General features: G+C 41.7%; 17 protein-coding genes. 11 read left to right on the top strand and 6 right to left on the bottom strand.

Going from position 1 to position 18,605, the window contains the following annotated elements; translation table 11 throughout:
• Positions 1–58: 58 nt before the first annotated feature.
• On the top strand, positions 59–1,558 hold the full coding sequence (locus VRK28_RS15295; RefSeq protein ID WP_332394110.1) for an NAD(P)H-hydrate dehydratase: 1,500 nt from the start codon (positions 59–61) through the stop codon (positions 1,556–1,558).
• A gap of 25 nt (positions 1,559–1,583) precedes the next feature.
• Here the strand turns inward: VRK28_RS15295 and VRK28_RS15290 are convergent, their stop codons facing one another.
• Positions 1,584–2,033 (bottom strand): response regulator, encoded by a 450-nt coding sequence (locus tag VRK28_RS15290; RefSeq protein WP_130167205.1) that lies wholly within the window; start codon positions 2,031–2,033, stop codon positions 1,584–1,586.
• A 200-nt stretch (positions 2,034–2,233) separates the two neighbouring features.
• Between VRK28_RS15290 and VRK28_RS15285 the strand changes: the two genes are divergently transcribed.
• A complete protein-coding gene (locus VRK28_RS15285) occupies positions 2,234–2,962 on the top strand; it encodes an XRE family transcriptional regulator (protein WP_165385106.1) in 729 nt (242 codons plus the stop codon).
• A gap of 9 nt (positions 2,963–2,971) precedes the next feature.
• Here the strand turns inward: VRK28_RS15285 and VRK28_RS15280 are convergent, their stop codons facing one another.
• The 5 genes from VRK28_RS15280 to VRK28_RS15260 form a co-directional block, all read right to left on the bottom strand.
• Complete coding sequence (locus tag VRK28_RS15280; RefSeq protein ID WP_130167207.1) at positions 2,972–5,314, bottom strand: ATP-binding protein; 2,343 nt, start codon at positions 5,312–5,314, stop codon at positions 2,972–2,974.
• A complete protein-coding gene (locus tag VRK28_RS15275) occupies positions 5,311–5,943 on the bottom strand; it encodes a biliverdin-producing heme oxygenase (RefSeq protein ID WP_248529526.1) in 633 nt (210 codons plus the stop codon). Before VRK28_RS15275 ends, VRK28_RS15280 begins: the two co-directional genes overlap by 4 nt.
• Before the next feature lie 226 nt (positions 5,944–6,169).
• Positions 6,170–7,816 carry a chaperonin GroEL gene (gene groL / locus VRK28_RS15270; RefSeq protein ID WP_062566647.1) on the bottom strand — a complete coding sequence of 549 codons (1,647 nt, stop codon included), beginning with the start codon at positions 7,814–7,816 and terminating at the stop codon, positions 6,170–6,172.
• Positions 7,817–7,867: 51 nt separating this feature from the next.
• Positions 7,868–8,155 (bottom strand): co-chaperone GroES, encoded by a 288-nt coding sequence (locus VRK28_RS15265; protein ID WP_036973362.1) that lies wholly within the window; start codon positions 8,153–8,155, stop codon positions 7,868–7,870.
• Between the two features lie 144 nt (positions 8,156–8,299).
• Positions 8,300–8,776 (bottom strand): FxsA family protein, encoded by a 477-nt coding sequence (locus tag VRK28_RS15260; protein WP_054552425.1) that lies wholly within the window; start codon positions 8,774–8,776, stop codon positions 8,300–8,302.
• Positions 8,777–8,938: 162 nt separating this feature from the next.
• Between VRK28_RS15260 and cutA the strand changes: the two genes are divergently transcribed.
• From cutA to miaA, 9 genes are all read left to right on the top strand, one after another.
• A complete protein-coding gene (gene cutA, locus VRK28_RS15255; protein ID WP_054552426.1) occupies positions 8,939–9,259 on the top strand; it encodes a divalent-cation tolerance protein CutA in 321 nt (106 codons plus the stop codon).
• Positions 9,259–11,085, top strand: coding sequence for a protein-disulfide reductase DsbD (locus VRK28_RS15250; protein WP_269408453.1), 1,827 nt, complete (start codon positions 9,259–9,261; stop codon positions 11,083–11,085). Before cutA ends, VRK28_RS15250 begins: the two co-directional genes overlap by 1 nt.
• Before the next feature lie 348 nt (positions 11,086–11,433).
• Positions 11,434–11,886 (top strand): type II 3-dehydroquinate dehydratase, encoded by a 453-nt coding sequence (gene aroQ, locus VRK28_RS15245; RefSeq protein WP_062566645.1) that lies wholly within the window; start codon positions 11,434–11,436, stop codon positions 11,884–11,886.
• A 30-nt stretch (positions 11,887–11,916) separates the two neighbouring features.
• The gene (accB, locus tag VRK28_RS15240) at positions 11,917–12,381 is read left to right on the top strand and encodes an acetyl-CoA carboxylase biotin carboxyl carrier protein (protein WP_217875186.1); all 465 of its coding nucleotides are present in this window, start codon (positions 11,917–11,919) and stop codon (positions 12,379–12,381) included.
• A gap of 23 nt (positions 12,382–12,404) precedes the next feature.
• Complete coding sequence (gene accC, locus VRK28_RS15235; protein ID WP_062566644.1) at positions 12,405–13,745, top strand: acetyl-CoA carboxylase biotin carboxylase subunit; 1,341 nt, start codon at positions 12,405–12,407, stop codon at positions 13,743–13,745.
• 142 nt (positions 13,746–13,887) lie between these two features.
• Complete coding sequence (gene tsaE / locus VRK28_RS15230) at positions 13,888–14,361, top strand: tRNA (adenosine(37)-N6)-threonylcarbamoyltransferase complex ATPase subunit type 1 TsaE (RefSeq protein WP_332394109.1); 474 nt, start codon at positions 13,888–13,890, stop codon at positions 14,359–14,361.
• 66 nt (positions 14,362–14,427) lie between these two features.
• A complete protein-coding gene (locus VRK28_RS15225; protein ID WP_332394122.1) occupies positions 14,428–15,735 on the top strand; it encodes an N-acetylmuramoyl-L-alanine amidase in 1,308 nt (435 codons plus the stop codon).
• A gap of 23 nt (positions 15,736–15,758) precedes the next feature.
• Complete coding sequence (mutL, locus tag VRK28_RS15220) at positions 15,759–17,603, top strand: DNA mismatch repair endonuclease MutL (RefSeq protein WP_332394108.1); 1,845 nt, start codon at positions 15,759–15,761, stop codon at positions 17,601–17,603.
• Positions 17,604–17,618: 15 nt separating this feature from the next.
• On the top strand, positions 17,619–18,536 hold the full coding sequence (miaA, locus tag VRK28_RS15215) for a tRNA (adenosine(37)-N6)-dimethylallyltransferase MiaA (RefSeq protein ID WP_082710980.1): 918 nt from the start codon (positions 17,619–17,621) through the stop codon (positions 18,534–18,536).
• The last annotated feature ends 69 nt before the right edge of the window (positions 18,537–18,605 follow it).

The raw sequence follows: 18,605 nt of genomic DNA, 5'->3' as shown, positions 1-18,605 counted from the left end.
CATTGACTGCACTCATCTGTACTTATATGCTGATTAAAAGGCCAATTTAAGGATAGATATGTCAGTTGTTCTCTCGCAGTCAGTATTTTTAGCAGAGCAAGTTCGTAACCATGAAGGACCAGCTGCTAAGCGCTCTGGCGTAAGCTTGTATGAGCTTATGGAGCGAGCAGGGCTGGCGACTTATCAGCAAGCTATCAGCTATTTTCCTAAAGCAAGTACATTCGTTGTGTTAGCGGGCGTTGGTAACAATGCCGGTGATGGTTATGTTGTTGCTCGCTTAGCTAAACAAGCGGGCAAACAGGTTACGGTTATTGCAGCAATATCTGATAAACCGCTCAAAGGTGATGCGCTCAGTGCTCAGCAAGCTTGGCTTGACGCCGGAGGGGCAATAACCGCTGATGCCAGTGCTATTGAGCAAGCAGATATCATTATTGATGGCCTGCTTGGTACGGGTATTCAAAGCGCGGTGCGCGAGCCTTTTTCACAGCTGATTAAAGCTGCCAACGAAAGCCAAGTGCCGATAGTTGCTATTGATCTACCCTCAGGTATTCATGCCGACACAGGTGTCATACAAGGAGTCGCAATAAAAGCCGCGCTTACTGTGACTTTTGTGGGGATTAAACAAGGTTTAGTGACAGGGCAAGGTAGAGCGCATGCAGGGACATTAGAGTTTAATGATTTAGGTATTGAAGATGCCTTTTTAAAACAGACATCACCCACGGCTGAGCTTATCAATTATCAGAGCCAAGCTAGGCTTCCTAAGCGCGATAACAACAGCCATAAAGCCAGCCATGGTAAATTGCTGTGTGTTGGTGGTAATGCTGGCACTGCAGGCGCTATTCGTTTAACCGCAGAGGCTGCGCTTCGCAGCGGTGCGGGCATGGTCAAAGTGTATACCCATAGTAGCTCTATTCTACCTGTGAGTATTGGCCGGCCAGAGCTAATGGTGACAGATACAAACCTGATTAGCGCCCTAGAGTGGGCAACCTGTGTTGCTATTGGCCCAGGGCTTGGCCAAGACACTTGGTCGGAAACAACCTTTGAAGCAGTAATGCAGTATTGCTTTACTAATAACAAGCCTCTGGTTATTGATGCTGATGCACTTAATTTAATGGCTCAGCATGCTTCGTCATTCCCATTAGCTAATACCGTTATCACACCACACCCCGGTGAGGCAGCAAGGTTACTTAATTGTCGCGCTAGCGATATTGAAGAAAATCGCTTTCATGCAGTAAAGCAGCTCGCACGAAGCTATACCACTACTTGTGTACTCAAAGGTGCTGGCAGTTTAATTGCTGATAATAACCAAACATGGGTGTGTACAGATGGAAATCCTGCACTTGCGGTTGGCGGCAGTGGCGATGTATTAACAGGTATCATAGTGGCATTGATCGCACAGGGGCTTACTCCTCAGCAAGCAGCTTGCTTGGGCGTAATCTTACATGCAAAAGCCGGAGATATTGCCGCAGAACGTGAAGGCGAAAGAGGCATGTTACCGAGTGATTTATTTATCGTTGTAAGGAGGTTGATAAAAGAGTTGGCAAGTAGCACTAATTAGGGTCTGTAAGGCGAAATGTTTCGCCTTAGTCTAACACTATCCTAGCTTGAACAAGCCAGTATTGAGTGAGCATTTTCATTGAATCAACTAAATCATAATAGCTAGAAGGCTTGGTCATAAAGGCGTTCGTACCTAAGCTATAACATTGCTTAATGTCAATTTCTGAATCAGAAGTTGTAAAAATAATGATGGGGATATGGCGGTAAAGCTCCGATTTTTTTAGTTCAACTAGCGCTTCTTTTCCACCCTTTCGTGGCATGTTTAGATCTAACAGAATAAGGCTAGGTAGAATTTTGTTTTTATCGAGCGACTCAAGTAATTGCATGCCGTCATCAACAAATTGAATTTTATTTTCATCGACATTGTTTTCAACAAGGGCATCTCGGATGAGCTCTTGATCATCGAGATCATCATCCGCAACTAAAATATAGCTCACAGAGCGTAATTTTTTGGTAAATAATTTGTCGTTAAACATTACTAGCTCCTGATTTCATCAAATGTAGCTCACCTATTCCATGTAGATACTTTTTAATAAAAACAACAAATTAAATAATTAGTTACTTGAGTAGTATATACTTTAGTTAAGCAAGTGTTATATTAACTTTCTTATACCCATAATACAAACATAAGTTTATTAATAATCTAATGTCATTAAATCATACTAGTACGAACAGAGTGACAGCTCTACGCGAAAATTTGAACCTTTCTCAACAAGAGTTTGCCGATAAAATAGGTATAACTCAGGGGGCGTTATCACAGTTGGAGGCTGGCAAGTCGACCCTGTCTCTCAGTACTATCACTAAAATCAGCCAAGTGTTTAATGTCGATTGTAACTGGCTTATTTTAGGTATTGAGGGGTATGATGAATCGAACTTTCAGAGTTATCAAAAAGCCTTAGAGACTTCATTTATCCCACTTGTTAATGAAGAAGCTCACGCTGGATATATAGAACAGTGTAGTGATGAAGGCTATATTAAAACTCTGGATGTTTATAAAATCCCAGGGTTTGAAAATGGTAATTATCGTCTATTCGAAGTTGAAGGCGATAGTATGATGCCAACTATCCGCCCTAGAGAAACGCTGATCACTGAGCAGGTCAAGGATATTAAGCAGTTAGAGAATGGTTCGGTATGTGTTGTTGTCACTAAAGATGGCATTGTAGCTAAACGTCTCTTTAGCCATAACACAGACCCTATCAGTTACTTATTTAAGAGTGATAACCCTGAGTACAAAACATATTCAATTCAGGGAAGTGATATTCTAGAAATCTGGCGTGTAAAAGCAAAAATAAGTTCAATAACAGATCAAGATTCACAGATTCAAAGTCAGCGTTTCCAGTCTATTGAAAATGAAATTAGACAACTTAAAGAGCATATTAGTAGACTGTTACCGCCACAATCGTAGCGGTAACAACTAAAGCTGACTTAGTTTTATGTCTCTTAGTGGTAAGTTAACGTAAAACTGAGAGCCTTCATTGATATTTGCTTCTGCTGTAATTGTTCCATGGTGCCGTTCTACTATTTTCTTACAAATAGCCAAGCCTAACCCTGTTCCTTCGTATGCTTGTTTAGAGTGAACCCGTTCAAAAAGGTTAAAGATTCTGTCTTTAAACTCGTTATTAAAACCTATTCCATTATCAATGACAGCGATAACAATATGCTCGTCTGTTCGCTCAACTGACTTAATCCCTATGATGGGTGGTTGATGTGGGTGACTAAATTTAAGCGCATTAAGAATTAAGTTTTGAAATAAACGCTGGATTTGTCGTTTATCACCATAGATTTCACCGATATCTTCTATATGAAACATCGCTGACTTATCAGCTATAATTAGCTCAAGGTCATCAAGAATATCATCAAAAACATCTTGTGCTGAAAAGCTACGAAACTCTTCGCCTTTTCGATTGATTCTAGAAAAGCTCAATACTCCTTTGATAAGTTTTTGCATTCTTTCAGCAGAGTCCATCATACGTGAGATATAAGAAGCGTTTCTTTCCCCAATTAGTTCTTTAGAGTTTTGTAGGCGATCGCCGAACATCTGTATTTTTCGTAAGGGCTCCTGTAAATCATGAGACGCAACAAAAGCAAAACGTTCTAACTCTTTGTTAGACTCTTCAGATTTTCTAAGTGCGATTTCAAGGTCTAGCTCAGCCTGTTGTCGAGTGAGTATTTCCGACTTTAAAGCGGCGGTTCGCTCATTAACTTTAGTTTCTAGTAAGTCGTTTAACTTTTTAAGGCGCTCAGATTTTTCGATAACATGATTAACCAGGTGATTGCGAAACTTTATAGCGCAAGATATTTCGTTTGCCTTCCAAGGTGAGCATTTATTACGTACATTTTCTTGCCATAAACGAAACGAACTACGAGGCATAAGGCGATGACTACCGTCGTCAAGGAATTCGATTATCTTTTCAGGTTTCCCTCCCCAATTTTTTGTTTCAATCACCTCTTTACGAAACCACATAATAAATAGGTTTTCATTAGTAGAAACAGGCATAGCTAGCACGCCGCTAGCAATATTAGCAAACTTATTAAATTCAGCATTCTCATTAGATAAATGATGGTTATGATATAGAAGCTCATCTTCTAAGTGGTTGCTTTTTAACCATTCAAATAAATGGTAAATATCATCATTTGCGGGTACATCGCCAAAGCTTTCAATATCTTTTTCTAGCCGCCATGCAACACCATCAGCACTTAGCATGCTGAGTAAAGCTGGAACTTGTTTACGTAAGCCATCAATAAAAAAGACTTCTTCAGACATATGCTCTGCTATTTCTGCACTGATGGCGGTGGCTTTAGCTTCTTGAATTGCTTCGATTGATTGTGTTTTAAGGGATATAATATATGAGAGCATCAATCCCATATATTGTGCAACTTGTCGTGCTTCAAATGGGACGACATGGCTTGTATAGTGGTGACAAGCAATTAAGCCCCATAATTTACCAGCAATAATAATACTAATAGACATTGATGCTTTAACACCCATATTGCGTAAATATTGACAATGAATGGGGGATACACTTCTGATTATACATGTGCTTAAATCTACCGGCTCGTCATGTGGGTAGATTGGTGATACTTCAGCATCAACATCTGCAAGTAACCTTATAGGATTACGCAAATATAAAGCGCGTGCTTGCTTTGGAATATCTGATTCAGGAAAGTGTTGGTGTAGAAATGAGTTTAACTCATCTTTTTTGGCTTCTGCTACGACTTGGCCATTATATTCATGGTCAAACTGATAGAGCATAACGCGATCAAAACCGGTTAAGCTACGGACTTCTTCTACTGCCGTTTCGAATGATGAGCTTAGCTCTTTTTTGTCAGCTATTAGGTGAAGAGATTGCTTCATCAAGTAATTCATCGGGTCAATACTTGAGTGCTCTTTCTTTGTATCAAACTCAAGTTCAATGAGTAAATATTTATCGTTACGAGAAATAGCCCCTTTAATAGAGGTCTCAGACGACTTCCCTTTTAGCTCAATCTTGAGTGGGTTGATAGCATGAAAGTCTTTTTCAGCTTTATTTTTCTCTATGATATTAGATGTATTTGCTTCAAAGAAATTAGTTATATGTGAGCCTACTAAGCGATCTTTTTGTGTATCTAAAAGCGATAAAATATTTTCGCTGAAATAACATATTTTGAGTGTTTCAGGATCAACAACTAGCAAAAACCCATGCGGTTGGATGGAGCCTGGAATATGAATGGGTTCTTTATGACAATTGTCTAATGAGACTTTAAATGTATTGCTCAATTTATATCTCCAAGTGCTTGAGAGATTAAGCTAAATGCCTCATTTGCCCCCAATAAAATGTCATCTGTCGAGTTTGGGTATTGGTTATGATACTGTTTTAGTGCGTGGATATACTCAGCCCACTTTTGCTCCCTAAGCTCACCATAACTATAAAAAAAATGGATCCCTTCAAGCTCATTTATCCATTTATGCTTTTTAAGTGCTTTATAAATGTGACCTCCACCCATGGTGGCTCCCTCCATTACATACATCATTCCGAATGCATGGGACACATTGCAGATATTTTTTAGATCATCGTGTTTATAAAAATTAACAGATGGGGCGTCTTGAGATGCTTGTAAGTAAGCAATATCTTGATTTAACCAGCTCAGCTTACTGCGGCCAACAAGCAGTTGTTTTGTGGTACTAAAGGTTGATATAGCACCCTCCATAATAGAGTAGCTACTATGCATTGCGATTAAAATTTTTAAATACGATTGTTGGGTCATATTTTTATCGAACAATACAGCACCTAGTTGTTTTTCTACACGAGAGTGAAAGAGGTCGGTACTATTTTTTATAAAAGTATGAATATTACTTTGATCGCTGTCGCAAGCTATTTCGGTGGCGTTTGATAAAGCTGAACCCATTGTTATCCTGAACGTATTTGGTGCATTCGAGTTATAATCACACCAGTATATACTTAGGTACAAGTATGTAAAATATAAAATTAAGCAGGATTATGAAAACTACTATTTACCGAAGGTTCAAATGACTTGTCTAATTAGAAGTTCTTTGTTTATTTAAAGAGTAAGTAAATGAAAGCAAAAAACCCAGCCGGAGCTGGGTTTTTTAAGCGAAGTGCTTGGGCAATAATTACATCATGCCGCCCATACCACCCATGCCGCCCATGCCGCCCATATCTGGAGCAGCTGGCTCATCTTTCGGGATTTCAGCAACCATTGCTTCAGTTGTGATCATAAGACCCGCGATTGAAGCTGCGTACTGTAGTGCAGAACGCGTTACTTTAGTTGGGTCTAAGATACCCATTTCGATCATGTCGTTGTACTCGCCTGATGCTGCGTTGTAACCGTAGTTACCTTCACCGCCTTTTACTGAGTTAACAACAACAGATGCTTCGTCACCTGCGTTAGTTACGATTTGACGAAGTGGTGCTTCCATCGCACGTAGTGCAACTTTAATACCGTGGCTTTGGTCTTCGTTGTCGCCAGCAAGTTCAACAAGTTTGCTTGCTACGCGAACTAGTGCAACACCACCACCTGGTACAACACCTTCTTCAACCGCTGCGCGAGTTGCGTGTAGTGCATCTTCAACGCGGTCTTTTTTCTCTTTCATTTCGATTTCAGTTGCTGCGCCAACTTTGATTACTGCAACACCGCCAGCTAGTTTAGCCATACGCTCTTGTAGTTTCTCTTTATCGTAGTCAGACGTCGCTTCTTCGATTTGTGCTTTGATTTGTGCAACACGACCATTGATGCCGTCTTCTTCGCCTGCACCATCGATGATTGTTGTATCATCTTTAGTGATCACAACGCGCTTCGCTGTACCTAGGTCTTCGATTGTCGCTTTCTCAAGCTCTAAACCGATTTCTTCAGAAATAACAGTACCACCTGTTAACACTGCGATGTCTTGTAGCATTGCTTTACGACGGTCGCCGAAACCAGGAGCTTTAACCGCAGATACTTTAACGATACCGCGCATGTTGTTTACAACAAGTGTTGCAAGCGCTTCACCTTCAAGGTCTTCAGCAATGATAAGTAGTGGCTTGCTAGCTTTAGCAACAGCTTCTAATGTAGGTAGTAGCTCACGGATGTTAGATACTTTTTTATCTACAAGTAGAATGAATGGGTTGTCTAGCTCTACAGCGCCTTTTTCAGCGTTGTTGATGAAGTAAGGTGAAAGGTAACCGCGGTCAAACTGCATACCTTCAACTACGTCTAGTTCGTTTTCTAACGACTGACCTTCTTCAACAGTGATAACGCCTGAATCACGGCCTACTTTTTCCATTGCTTCTGCAATGATGTCACCGATTTCTTTATCAGAGTTAGCAGAAATAGTACCTACTTGTGCAATTGCTTTAGTGTCTGCACATGGAACAGAAAGTGCTTTAAGCTCTTCAACTGCTGCAGTAACTGCTTTGTCGATACCACGTTTAAGGTCCATTGGGTTCATACCCGCTGCAACTGCTTTTAAGCCTTCGTTTACGATAGCTTGCGCTAATACTGTTGCAGTTGTTGTACCGTCACCTGCAGCGTCATTCGCTTTCGACGCTACTTCTTTAACCATTTGTGCGCCCATGTTTTCGAACTTGTCTTCAAGCTCGATCTCTTTAGCTACAGATACACCGTCTTTAGTGATTACTGGCGCGCCGAATGATTTGTCTAATACAACGTTACGGCCTTTAGGACCTAAAGTTACTCTTACTGCGTTTGCTAAAATATTTACGCCAGTTAGCATTTTGCCACGTGCGTCACCTGCAAAAAGTACTTCTTTTGCTGCCATGATTAAATTCCTCTTAAATTCTGTAAACGGGTTGCTAAACGAAAAGTAGGATTAGCCTACAATGCCTAGAATGTTATCTTCACGCATGATCAGGTACTCTTGACCTTCGATCTTTTCAGCTTTTTCAACATAAGAGCCGAACAGCACAGTGTCACCGGCCTTAACTTCTAATGCTCTTACTTCACCGTTGTCTAAAACACGGCCATTACCAACAGCGATAACTTCTCCGCGAGTTGATTTTTCAGCTGCAGAGCCAGTTAATACAATACCGCCAGCAGACTTAGTTTCTTCTTCTAGACGCTTAACGATGACGCGATCATGTAAAGGACGAATGTTCATTTATTTAGTTCTCCTAACAGTTTCTGAACAGTACAGAAAAAATCTTGTGTTATTGCAGGGGAGTGCTAAAGCCACCCGTTGCGTTTCATTGCATTCATTAATGGGGGTGGCTTAAAAAAATCCAAGTACAAAAATTAAAAAATTTTAATCTTTTCGCTCAAATTCACCATCAATAGTTGTAGGTTGATGGTTTGGCTCTTCATGAGTGGTTGTTTTACTATGATATTGGAAGTGTGCAGAGCCTTGATTTGCCTGCGAACTCATACGTACAGTCGCTTGGCTGGCAAGGCCTGCAGCCAGTTTGTTGCGGATTGCTGGCGTAAGTAGTAAAAAGCCAAAAAAGTCAGTCATGATGCCTGGTGTCATTAATAAAACACCGGCGATAATGACACATAATCCAGTAAATAATTCTTTTGCAGGCATTTGCCCTTGTGCCATTTGTAATTGCACGTTTTGAATCGCGCCCATACCTTGCTGCTTCACTAATTTTGCACCGACAATAGCGGTCACAATTACAAGCGCTATGGTGGCAAAGCCGCCGATCACTTCACTCACTTGGATGAGTAACGCGATCTCCACAATCGGCACTAAAATAAATAACAAAAACAAAAATCTAAACATAACGCTCTCTAAAAAATGTCATTCTCTTTCGAGTCAGTGAAATATAAATTGGGGTGAGCAGGTCATTTTTCAAGACGGAACCTAGGATCACCTTGCTCGCTACACATTATAGTTACTATCGGATACTATGGTGCGACTCACGTAATCAAATAAAGGTTCCTTATGACTACGCATTTTCGACTTATTTTTACTACTTGTGCAAATGAGGCTGAAGCCCGTCAGTTGGCACAACATCTAGTTAAAGAAAAGCTAGCTGCTTGTGTGAACATTTTGCCTACTATTGAATCTATTTACATGTGGGAAGGCGAGGTGACTCAAGCTATTGAGAGTAAGTTACTGATCAAAACTAAGTCAGAAAAAATGAATGAGGTGATCCAAACTATCAAGAAATTGCATAGTTATGAGGTGCCTGAAATTCAGGTCGTTGATGTGGCTACAGGCAATTTAGCCTATTTTAATTGGATGGATGAGGTACTTAATTAATGCGATCGTTCCTTTTATTACTTTGTGCATTGTGGCTAATGCCAGCAAGCGCGAGTAATAACAATTTACTTGGAAATCTACTACAACCTGCGGAGCAAACATTTCTCCCAGTTGATCAGGCTTTTGTTTTCGATTTTGACCAGCAAGGCAAAACCTTATTTATTGGCTGGGATATAGCGCCTGATTATTACCTTTATAAAAAGAAAGTCGAAATTATTGCCAAAGGCGCAGATATTGAAATTCCTGATCTTGGCAAGGGCGTGATTATTGAAGATGAATTTTTTGGTAAGACCGAGGTATTCTTTGATTCGTTAAGTGTGGTTTCTAAGCTTAGTAACGTCACAGAAGGTGCGGTTGTTAAAGTGCGTTTTCAAGGCTGTGCTGAGGCGGGGTTATGTTATCCGCCAGAAGTTAGAACCATTCCTTTATCTGTGATTGCAGGTGAGCAAGTATCACAGGCTGCAGATGCGGGGAATGCATTGGCTGCATTAACACAAGCAGCCGATACTAATGAAGCGTCATCAGCCCCTTCTCAAGAAGTTTCAAAACCAGCTGGTGAGCAGTCATATACCGATAAGCTGGCATCGCAAGGTTTACTAACTAACCTAGTAATCTTCTTTTTAGTTGGTGTTGGTCTTGCCTTTACGCCATGCGTATTCCCAATGTTTCCGATTTTGTCGAGCCTTATAGCGGGTCAGCAGAATTTATCGACTAAAAAAGCGTTCTCGCTGTCGTTTGTATATGTACAAGGTATGGCCGTTACTTACGCAGCACTGGGCTTAGTGGTTGCATCATTAGGTGGGCAAGTACAAGGGTATTTACAGCATCCTACTGTACTAATTAGCTTTAGTATCTTATTTGTATTATTGGCAATGTCGATGTTTGGCTGGTACGAAATCAAATTACCTAGCGGTATGATGAATAAGCTCACTCAGGTTAGTAACCAGCAAAAAGGCGGCAACTATGTTGGCGTATTTATGATGGGTGTACTGTCTGGTTTGATTGCCTCACCGTGTACAACAGCACCATTGTCTGCTGCTTTACTTTATGTGGCGCAAAGTGGTGACTATCTTGTCGGTGGTTTAACACTTTATGTGCTCAGTTTAGGCATGGGCTTACCGTTATTATTACTGGGGACTTCTGGCGGTAAGTTACTACCAAAAGCCGGTGGTTGGATGGAGCAAGTGAAAACCCTATTCGGCTTCATCATGCTAGTTGTACCACTTATTCTGCTTGAGCGTATTGTTGATATTGAAATCATCTGGTTAATGGCGGGTTTATTAGCACTTGCTACAGCGCTTTATTTACATCATTGGCAAAGTGGTCAATCACAAGGCAAGCTAAAAACAGCATTGTGGTTTGCAGCAACCTTATTGGTTGTGACTGGGGCGAGTTTAACGAAAAATTATTTTTGGCCTAGTAAAGCGGTGGTTGCTGAAGCTGCTGTACAAACACATGGTTTTAGACAAGTTGCTAATCTAAGTGAATTAAAAGAAGAAATTGCACAGGCAAGTAGCGAAGGGCGCTTAGTAATGGTCGACTTATATGCCGACTGGTGCGTTGCCTGTAAAGAGTTTGAGCACTACACGTTTCCTGACGCTAAAGTGCAAGAGCAATTTGCTCACTTTGAGTTAATCCAAATCGATTTAACCGAAAGTGATGCAAAAACAATTGAGCTTATGGAAGAATACACGGTATTTGGTTTACCAAGCATTTTGTTCTTTGATAGCCAAGGTAATGAGCTTTTAGAGCAACGGGTAACAGGCTTTTTAAATGCCAAAGACTTTGCAGAACATTTAGCAAAAGTTCGAAATAGCGCTAAATAAACGCAAACGTGCAAGAAAATAGCAAAACGCCACTCATCTGAGTGGCGTTTTTGTATCTGCATCGTAAAAAATACTTATTTTAAGTGAAAAATGGCAAATTCACTGATTGAAGCTCAATTAATCAGCAGGAAAACGCTTAGAATGACCCTGTTGTGTGCCTTGCTATGCTTGACTTTGCCACGAATAGGGAGTGATTAGACCAGTATTTTGCTGCTATTTACGTCGAAATATCTATAATAGGTGGTTAACGTGAGAAATAGTTGCTATTTTACATCAGCACGCTTAGGTTAAGCGTGGGTTTATGATGAATATGGTTAAACTGCTTACTTATAGGATATATCGCGTATTATGGCTGCAAAATTCAAACTTTTAGTTCTAAATGGGCCAAATTTAAACATGCTTGGCAAGCGTGAACCAGAAAAGTACGGTACTCAATCTCTTGATGAGATTATAGCTGAACTTAGTCAGGTTGCTGCCGGTCTCAATGTTGATTTAACGCATTTCCAAAGTAACAGTGAAGCTGCATTAATAGAACGCATTCACGATGCATGGCAAACGGTTGATGCAATTATTATCAACCCTGCTGCATTTACGCATACAAGCGTAGCCTTACGGGATGCATTACTTAGTGTAAACATTCCCTTTTACGAGGTGCATTTAACTAATGTGCATGCTCGAGAAGCATTCCGTCATCATTCGTATTTTTCGGATGTGGCACAAGGCGTCATTATTGGATTAGGAGCAATGGGTTATAAGGTGGCACTTGAAGCTGCTGTTAGCCGGTTGCAAAACACACATTAATTTTTAAATAACTAACAGGCGGGTCGTTCAATGGATATTCGCAAGATCAAAAAACTTATCGAATTAGTAGAAGAATCTGGTATTGCTGAATTAGAAATCACTGAAGGTGAAGAGTCAGTACGCATCAATCGTAACAATATGTCTGCAGCACCTGCAATGCAGTATGCACCACAACAGTTTGCAGCACCGGCGCCAGCAGCGGCACCAGCTCCAGTAGCAGATGCTCCAGCAGCAGAAGCGGCTGCTCCAGCTGCACCGACTGGCCATCAAGTTAAATCTCCTATGGTTGGCTCATTCTACTCAGCGGCTTCTCCAGAAGCAGCACCATACGTAGAAGTAGGTTCTAAAGTAAATGTTGGCGATACGTTATGTATCGTTGAAGCAATGAAGATGATGAACCAAATCGAATCTGATAAAGCAGGCACAGTAAAAGCTATCTTAGTTGAAAATGGCGAGCCAGTAGAATTCGATCAACCTTTATTCATCATTGAATAATAGCGCAACAAAAGGCCAACTCTATGTTAGATAAAGTAGTCATTGCAAACCGAGGTGAAATTGCACTTCGCGTACTGCGCGCCTGCAAAGAGCTTGGGATCAAAACTGTTGCTGTGCATTCAACGGCAGACCGTGATCTTAAGCACGTGTTACTGGCAGACGAAACAATTTGTATTGGTAAACCAGCAGCCACTGAAAGTTACTTAGATATTCCGCGCATTATTGCAGCGGCAGAAGTAACAGACGCAGTTGCTATCCACCCAGGTTATGGTTTCCTTTCTGAAAATGCAGACTTTGCTGATCAAGTTGAGCAAAGCGGCTTTGTATTTATCGGTCCTAAAGGCGACACAATTCGTTTAATGGGTGACAAAGTTTCTGCAATCGAAGCGATGCGTAAAGCCGGTGTACCTTGTGTACCAGGTTCTGATGGCCCATTAACGGCAGACAGCGAGCGCAACATTCAAATCGCTAAGCGTATTGGTTACCCTGTAATCATTAAAGCAGCAGGCGGCGGCGGTGGTCGTGGTATGCGTGTTGTTCGCAGCGAAAAAGAGCTGGTTGATTCAATCGCTCTTACTCAGCAAGAAGCTAAGCAGTTCTTCGGTAATGGTATGGTTTACATGGAAAAATTCCTTGAAAACCCACGTCACATCGAAGTTCAAGTACTTGCTGATGGCCAAGGCAACGCAGTTCACTTAGGTGAGCGTGATTGTTCAATGCAACGTCGTCACCAAAAAGTTGTTGAAGAAGCGCCAGCACCAGGTATCACAGCTGAAATGCGTAAGTTCATCGGTGACCGTTGTACTCGTGCATGTATCGAAATTGGTTATCGCGGTGCAGGTACGTTCGAATTCTTATACGAAAACGGCGAGTTCTATTTCATCGAAATGAATACCCGTATTCAGGTTGAGCACCCAGTAACAGAAATGGTCACTGGCGTTGACTTAATCAAAGAACAGCTAAAAATTGCAGCGGGTCAACCATTATCATTCACACAAGAAGATGTGGTTATTCGTGGTCATGCAATTGAGTGCCGTATTAATGCGGAAGACCCAGACACCTTTATTCCATCACCAGGTAAAATCACGCGATTCCACCCTGCTGGCGGTTTAGGTATTCGTTGGGACAGCCACATCTACGCAGATTACACAGTACCACCTCATTACGATTCAATGATTGGTAAGCTGATCTGTTACGGTGAAAACCGTGATGTAGCTATTGCTCGTTCACGCAATGCGTTAAACGAATTAGTGATCGATGGCATCAAGACCAACACACCACTGCACAAGAAAATCTTGGCAGATGAAAACTTCCAAAACGGTGGTACAAACATCCACTACCTTGAGAAGAAACTAGGTCTGTAAACAAAATTCTGTTTAAGCTAAAAAGCCGGCAACTTTGCCGGCTTTTTTTTGTCAAACTAGGCATAAGAGCGGCTCTCGCCTTACAAAATTATTCTGGTATGATTAACAAAGTAATGTGTTTTTAGTTTTTCATGAGGTAATAATGACCGACAGTGTTGGTTTTCCACTCGCTGATGAAGCAGCAACGGTTAATATGGGTAAGCAACTTGCAACCTTAATGGAGCAAGGGGCAGTCATCTATTTACATGGTGATTTAGGTGCCGGTAAAACGACATTAACCCGTGGTATCGTGCAAGGTTTCGGTCATCAAGGTAAGGTTAAGAGTCCAACTTATACACTGGTTGAGCCTTACCAATTAGCTAAAGCTGATGTCTATCACTTTGATTTATATCGCTTAGGTGATCCTGAAGAACTTGAATATATGGGAATTCGTGACTATTTTTCACCACAGGCTATTTGTGTTGTGGAATGGCCTGAAAAAGGCGGCGAATTTATTCCAACACCGGATCTTGATATCACCCTACGCTATGAAGGCGAGGCGCGTGCTATTGCAATTAACAGCTTAACCGAACGTGGTCAGGTAATTGTTCAGCAACTTAAGAGCGCGCAAGAATAAACATATAAAAATAAAGGTGTATTAGTAAAAATGGGTCGTTGTACGTTTAAACTATTAACTACTTTGATGTTATTGGTTGTGAGCCAGGTTGCGCTTGCACAAAATACTATTAATAGCGTACGTGTGTGGCCTTCACCTGACAGCACTCGTGTGGTCTTTGATTTAAACGATAAACCTGATTTCAGCTATTTCATGCTGAAAAATCCAGCTCGTTTAGTCATTGATTTAAAAAATACCGACAAACTAGATAGCTTGCCTGCTATTCCTAAAAAGCATCAGATTGTTTCAAAACTGCGTTACTCAAAACCTAAAGACAGCAAAAGTGTGCGCTTTGTTTTTGAGCTAGCCCGTGCCAGCAAACCAGTGGTATTTGCTTTACTACCTACCGAACCCTACAAGCATCGTCTAGTGGTTGACCTTGTTGATAAAACACCGAAGGCAGAGCCTGTTGTTTCGACTAACACCAGTGTGAAAAAGCGTGAGCTTCATCAAGAGCGCGATATTGTTATTGCCATTGACGCAGGTCATGGTGGTGAAGATCCTGGTTCAATTGGTCCATCGGGCACTTATGAAAAAGACATTACGCTACAAATAGCGAAGCGCTTAGAGCGAATGATTGATGCTGAAAAAGGCATGATTTCGCGTATGGTGCGCCGCAGTGACTACTTTGTAAATTTAAACACTCGAACTAGCATTGCCCGTAAGAAAAAAGCTGACTTCTTTGTGTCGATTCATGCGGATGCATTTACCAGCCCGCAGCCAAACGGTGCCTCAGTGTGGGTGCTATCACTACGCCGTGCAAATTCAGAAATTGGTAAATGGATTGAGGATAAAGAAAAACACTCGGAGCTTTTAGGTGGTGCAGCTGGGGTATTAAAAGATACCGCAAGCGAAAAATATTTAGCGCAAGCACTGCTAGATATGTCGATGGATCACTCTATGAAAACAGGCTTTAGTGTCGCGGAAGAAGTGGTCAGCGAATTACGAAAAGTGGCTAAAATGCATAAGAAACGCCCGCAAGCGGCGAGCCTTGCAGTATTAAAGTCACCAGATATTCCCTCTATTTTGGTTGAAACAGGGTTTATTTCGAATCCACGCGAAGAGCGAATGCTAAAAACGGCGCAGCATCAGGAGCGCTTAGCTAAAGCAATTTTCACCTCGATTAAAAATTACTATATGCAAAACCCGCCAGATGACTCGCTTTTCGCTAAGTTAAAGTCGCAGTTTCCGACTAAGCACAAAGTTCGCCCTGGTGAATCGTTAAGTATTTTAGCAAGCAGATATAACACCTCGGTGAGTAAGCTAAAAACGGCCAACAACTTAAAATCGAATACCTTGTTCATTGGTCAAGAGCTTGATATTCCTCAAAGCTAGTCAATTTTCGTGTTAGGAACACTATGAGTATAGAAATACTACCCGCGCGATTGGCTAACCAAATTGCTGCGGGTGAAGTGGTTGAACGCCCAGCATCCGTTGTTAAAGAGCTGGTAGAAAACAGTTTAGATGCTGGCGCAACGCGCATTCAAATAGATATTGAGCGTGGCGGTCATAAGCTTATTCGCATTCGCGATAATGGCTCTGGCATTAATAAAGATGAGCTAACATTAGCCTTGTCGCGCCATGCTACGAGTAAGCTTAAGTCACTCGATGACCTAGAGAACATCTGTTCACTTGGCTTTCGTGGTGAAGCGTTAGCATCAATTAGTTCTGTTTCTCGCTTAACCTTAAGCTCAAAGCCAAAGCAGCAAGAGGCTGCATGGCAAGCGTTTGCTGAAGGTCGCGATATGGCGGTGCAGATTAAGCCAACCGCACACCCTGATGGCACTACCATTGAGGTGAAAGACTTATTCTTTAATACCCCTGCGCGCCGTAAATTTCTTCGCACCGAGAAAACCGAGTTTTCACATATTGATGAGCTCATAAAACGCATTGCGCTGAGTCGTTTTGATGTTTCTATCACCCTGACCCATAACGGTAAAGTAGTGCGCCAATATCGTGCTAAACCAAACCCTGAGCAAGCAATAGCGCGTGTCGCTCAAGTTGCTGGTAAAGCGTTTAGTGAACAGGGGCTACATATTCAATCAGGTGAGGCCGGTTTGATGCTGCGAGGTTGGGTATTACCCGTGGGCTCAACTAATAGCACGCAATATACCTATGTGAATAATCGCATGATGCGCGATAAACTCATTCTGCATGCAATTCGCCAAGCCTTTGAAGAAGTCGCAGGCTCTGAAGAGCTACCAGGTTTTGTCATTTATATTGATATTGACCCACGTCAGGTCGATGTAAACGTGCACCCAGCAAAACATGAAGTGCGTTTTCATCAAGGCCGTTTAGTGCATGACTTTATTCTACAGGCAATAAAACAAGTGGTGGTGCCGCTTCAGCACGAAGCTGGTTTTACAGAGCATAATGACACTGCTTTTCAGCATGCTCCGTTTGATGAGGCGCACTCAAGCAGCACACAGCCAAGTTTTACTCAATCAGCGCCAACAGAGCAGTATGATTACCCTAAATCTGAATTACAGCCGACACGTTCAGCGAGTTATTCAGGGGCAACAGGAGCAGGGCGCTCTGGCGGTGGGTTTAGTAGCGACAGTCAAGGTCGCAGTAAAACATCGCACCAAGATGTCAATGCATTTTATCAAGGGATCAGCGAGCAACATGCTGCGCATTTTGACCAAGTACGCCCTGAACCAAGTGTTACAGCACCGGTTGTAGAGCAAGCAAAACTTGCCAAGCTTATTCATGTACGAGAAGGCGAGTGCGTATTTAGTGAAGACAACCAACTCTTTGCTGCGCACTTTAAGCATGCATTAGCACTCGACTGGCAAGCGCACGTAGAGCAAGCAGGTAGCCTTGATGGCAAAGCCTTGTTGTTACCTGTGCGAGTAAATGCAAGTGCTGATGATATTCGTGCTTTAAATGCTCAGCAGTCGTGGTTTACATTACTTGGTTTTGATTTAGTCATTGAAAAACAGTTTGTGATGGTGAAAAAGCTTCCGCCTTGTGTCTATTTACTTGATGTAAGTGATGCTATTGAGCGACTTATTGCTGGCTGTAAAGCCTCACCAAGTTCACTCGATGAATGGTTAGCTTGGTTAGCTCAGCAAATCCCAGCACGCTATTACGCAAGCCAAGCCTTTTTGGAGCAAGTGGCTCGGTTAGAAAATAATCCACAAACTATGCAACGTTTACGTCAAAAAGCAGTTAAAATAGAACTATCTCAGTTTTTAAACTAAGCAAGGTATTTAGGCTTGAATAACTTACCCGTCATTTTTTTAATGGGACCAACCGCTGCAGGGAAAACAGATTTAGCAATTTCTTTGTGTGAGCATTTAAACACAGAAATAATCAGTGTTGATTCAGCATTAGTCTATAAAGATATGGACATCGGCACCGCAAAGCCAAATGCCGAAGAGCTTGCTCGTGCGCCACATCACTTAATTGATATTATCGACCCAGCAGATAGTTATTCAGTGGCAGATTTTCGCCGTGATGCAATTGAAAAGATTGATCTATTTCATCAGCAAGGTAAAGTACCTGTATTGGTTGGCGGTACAATGATGTATTTTAAGTCGCTTATTGATGGCTTATCACCGTTACCAGAGGCATCACCTGAAGTACGTGCTGAACTCGAAAAGGAAGCAAAGCAGTTTGGCTGGCCACATTTGCACAAAGAACTTGTGAAAATCGATCCTGATGCAGCAAAAAAAATGAGCGAAAATGATTCGCAAAGAATTAATCGTGCATTAGAAGTGTATCGTATTACAGGTAAAACAATGACTGAGCTGCAAAAACAAAAGCAGCCTGAGCTTCCTTATACTTTCCATCAATTTGCCATTGCACCTGATGATCGCAGTGAATTACATCAGCGAATTGAGAAAAGGTTTAAAATAATGCTCGATCAGGGGTTTGAAAATGAAGTTTCATCCCTATATAAACGTAAGGATTTACACCCAGACCTGCCTTCGATTCGTTGTGTGGGTTATAGACAAATGTGGGATTACATTGCTGGCGAAATTGACTATGATGAAATGGTCTTTCGTGGTATTGCAGCCACACGGCAGTTAGCCAAGCGACAACTCACTTGGTTAAGAGGTTGGCCTGAAGTAACTTGGTTGACCACGGGTGATGAAGAAAACTTGCAACGTGTAGTAAGTTCGCTAAGCTAGTAGTAGCTGGAAGTTTTTTAGCTTTGTTAAATTAGTTCAGCTACTTAATTATAATAACACCTAGAACGA

Origin of the sequence: Pseudoalteromonas sp. P80D2, from assembly GCF_036680945.1 — a bacterium.
GTDB classification, from domain to species: domain Bacteria; phylum Pseudomonadota; class Gammaproteobacteria; order Enterobacterales; family Alteromonadaceae; genus Pseudoalteromonas; species Pseudoalteromonas shioyasakiensis.
Note: the sequence above shows the minus strand (reverse complement) of the source record. Positions and strands in the feature narration are given on the sequence as shown.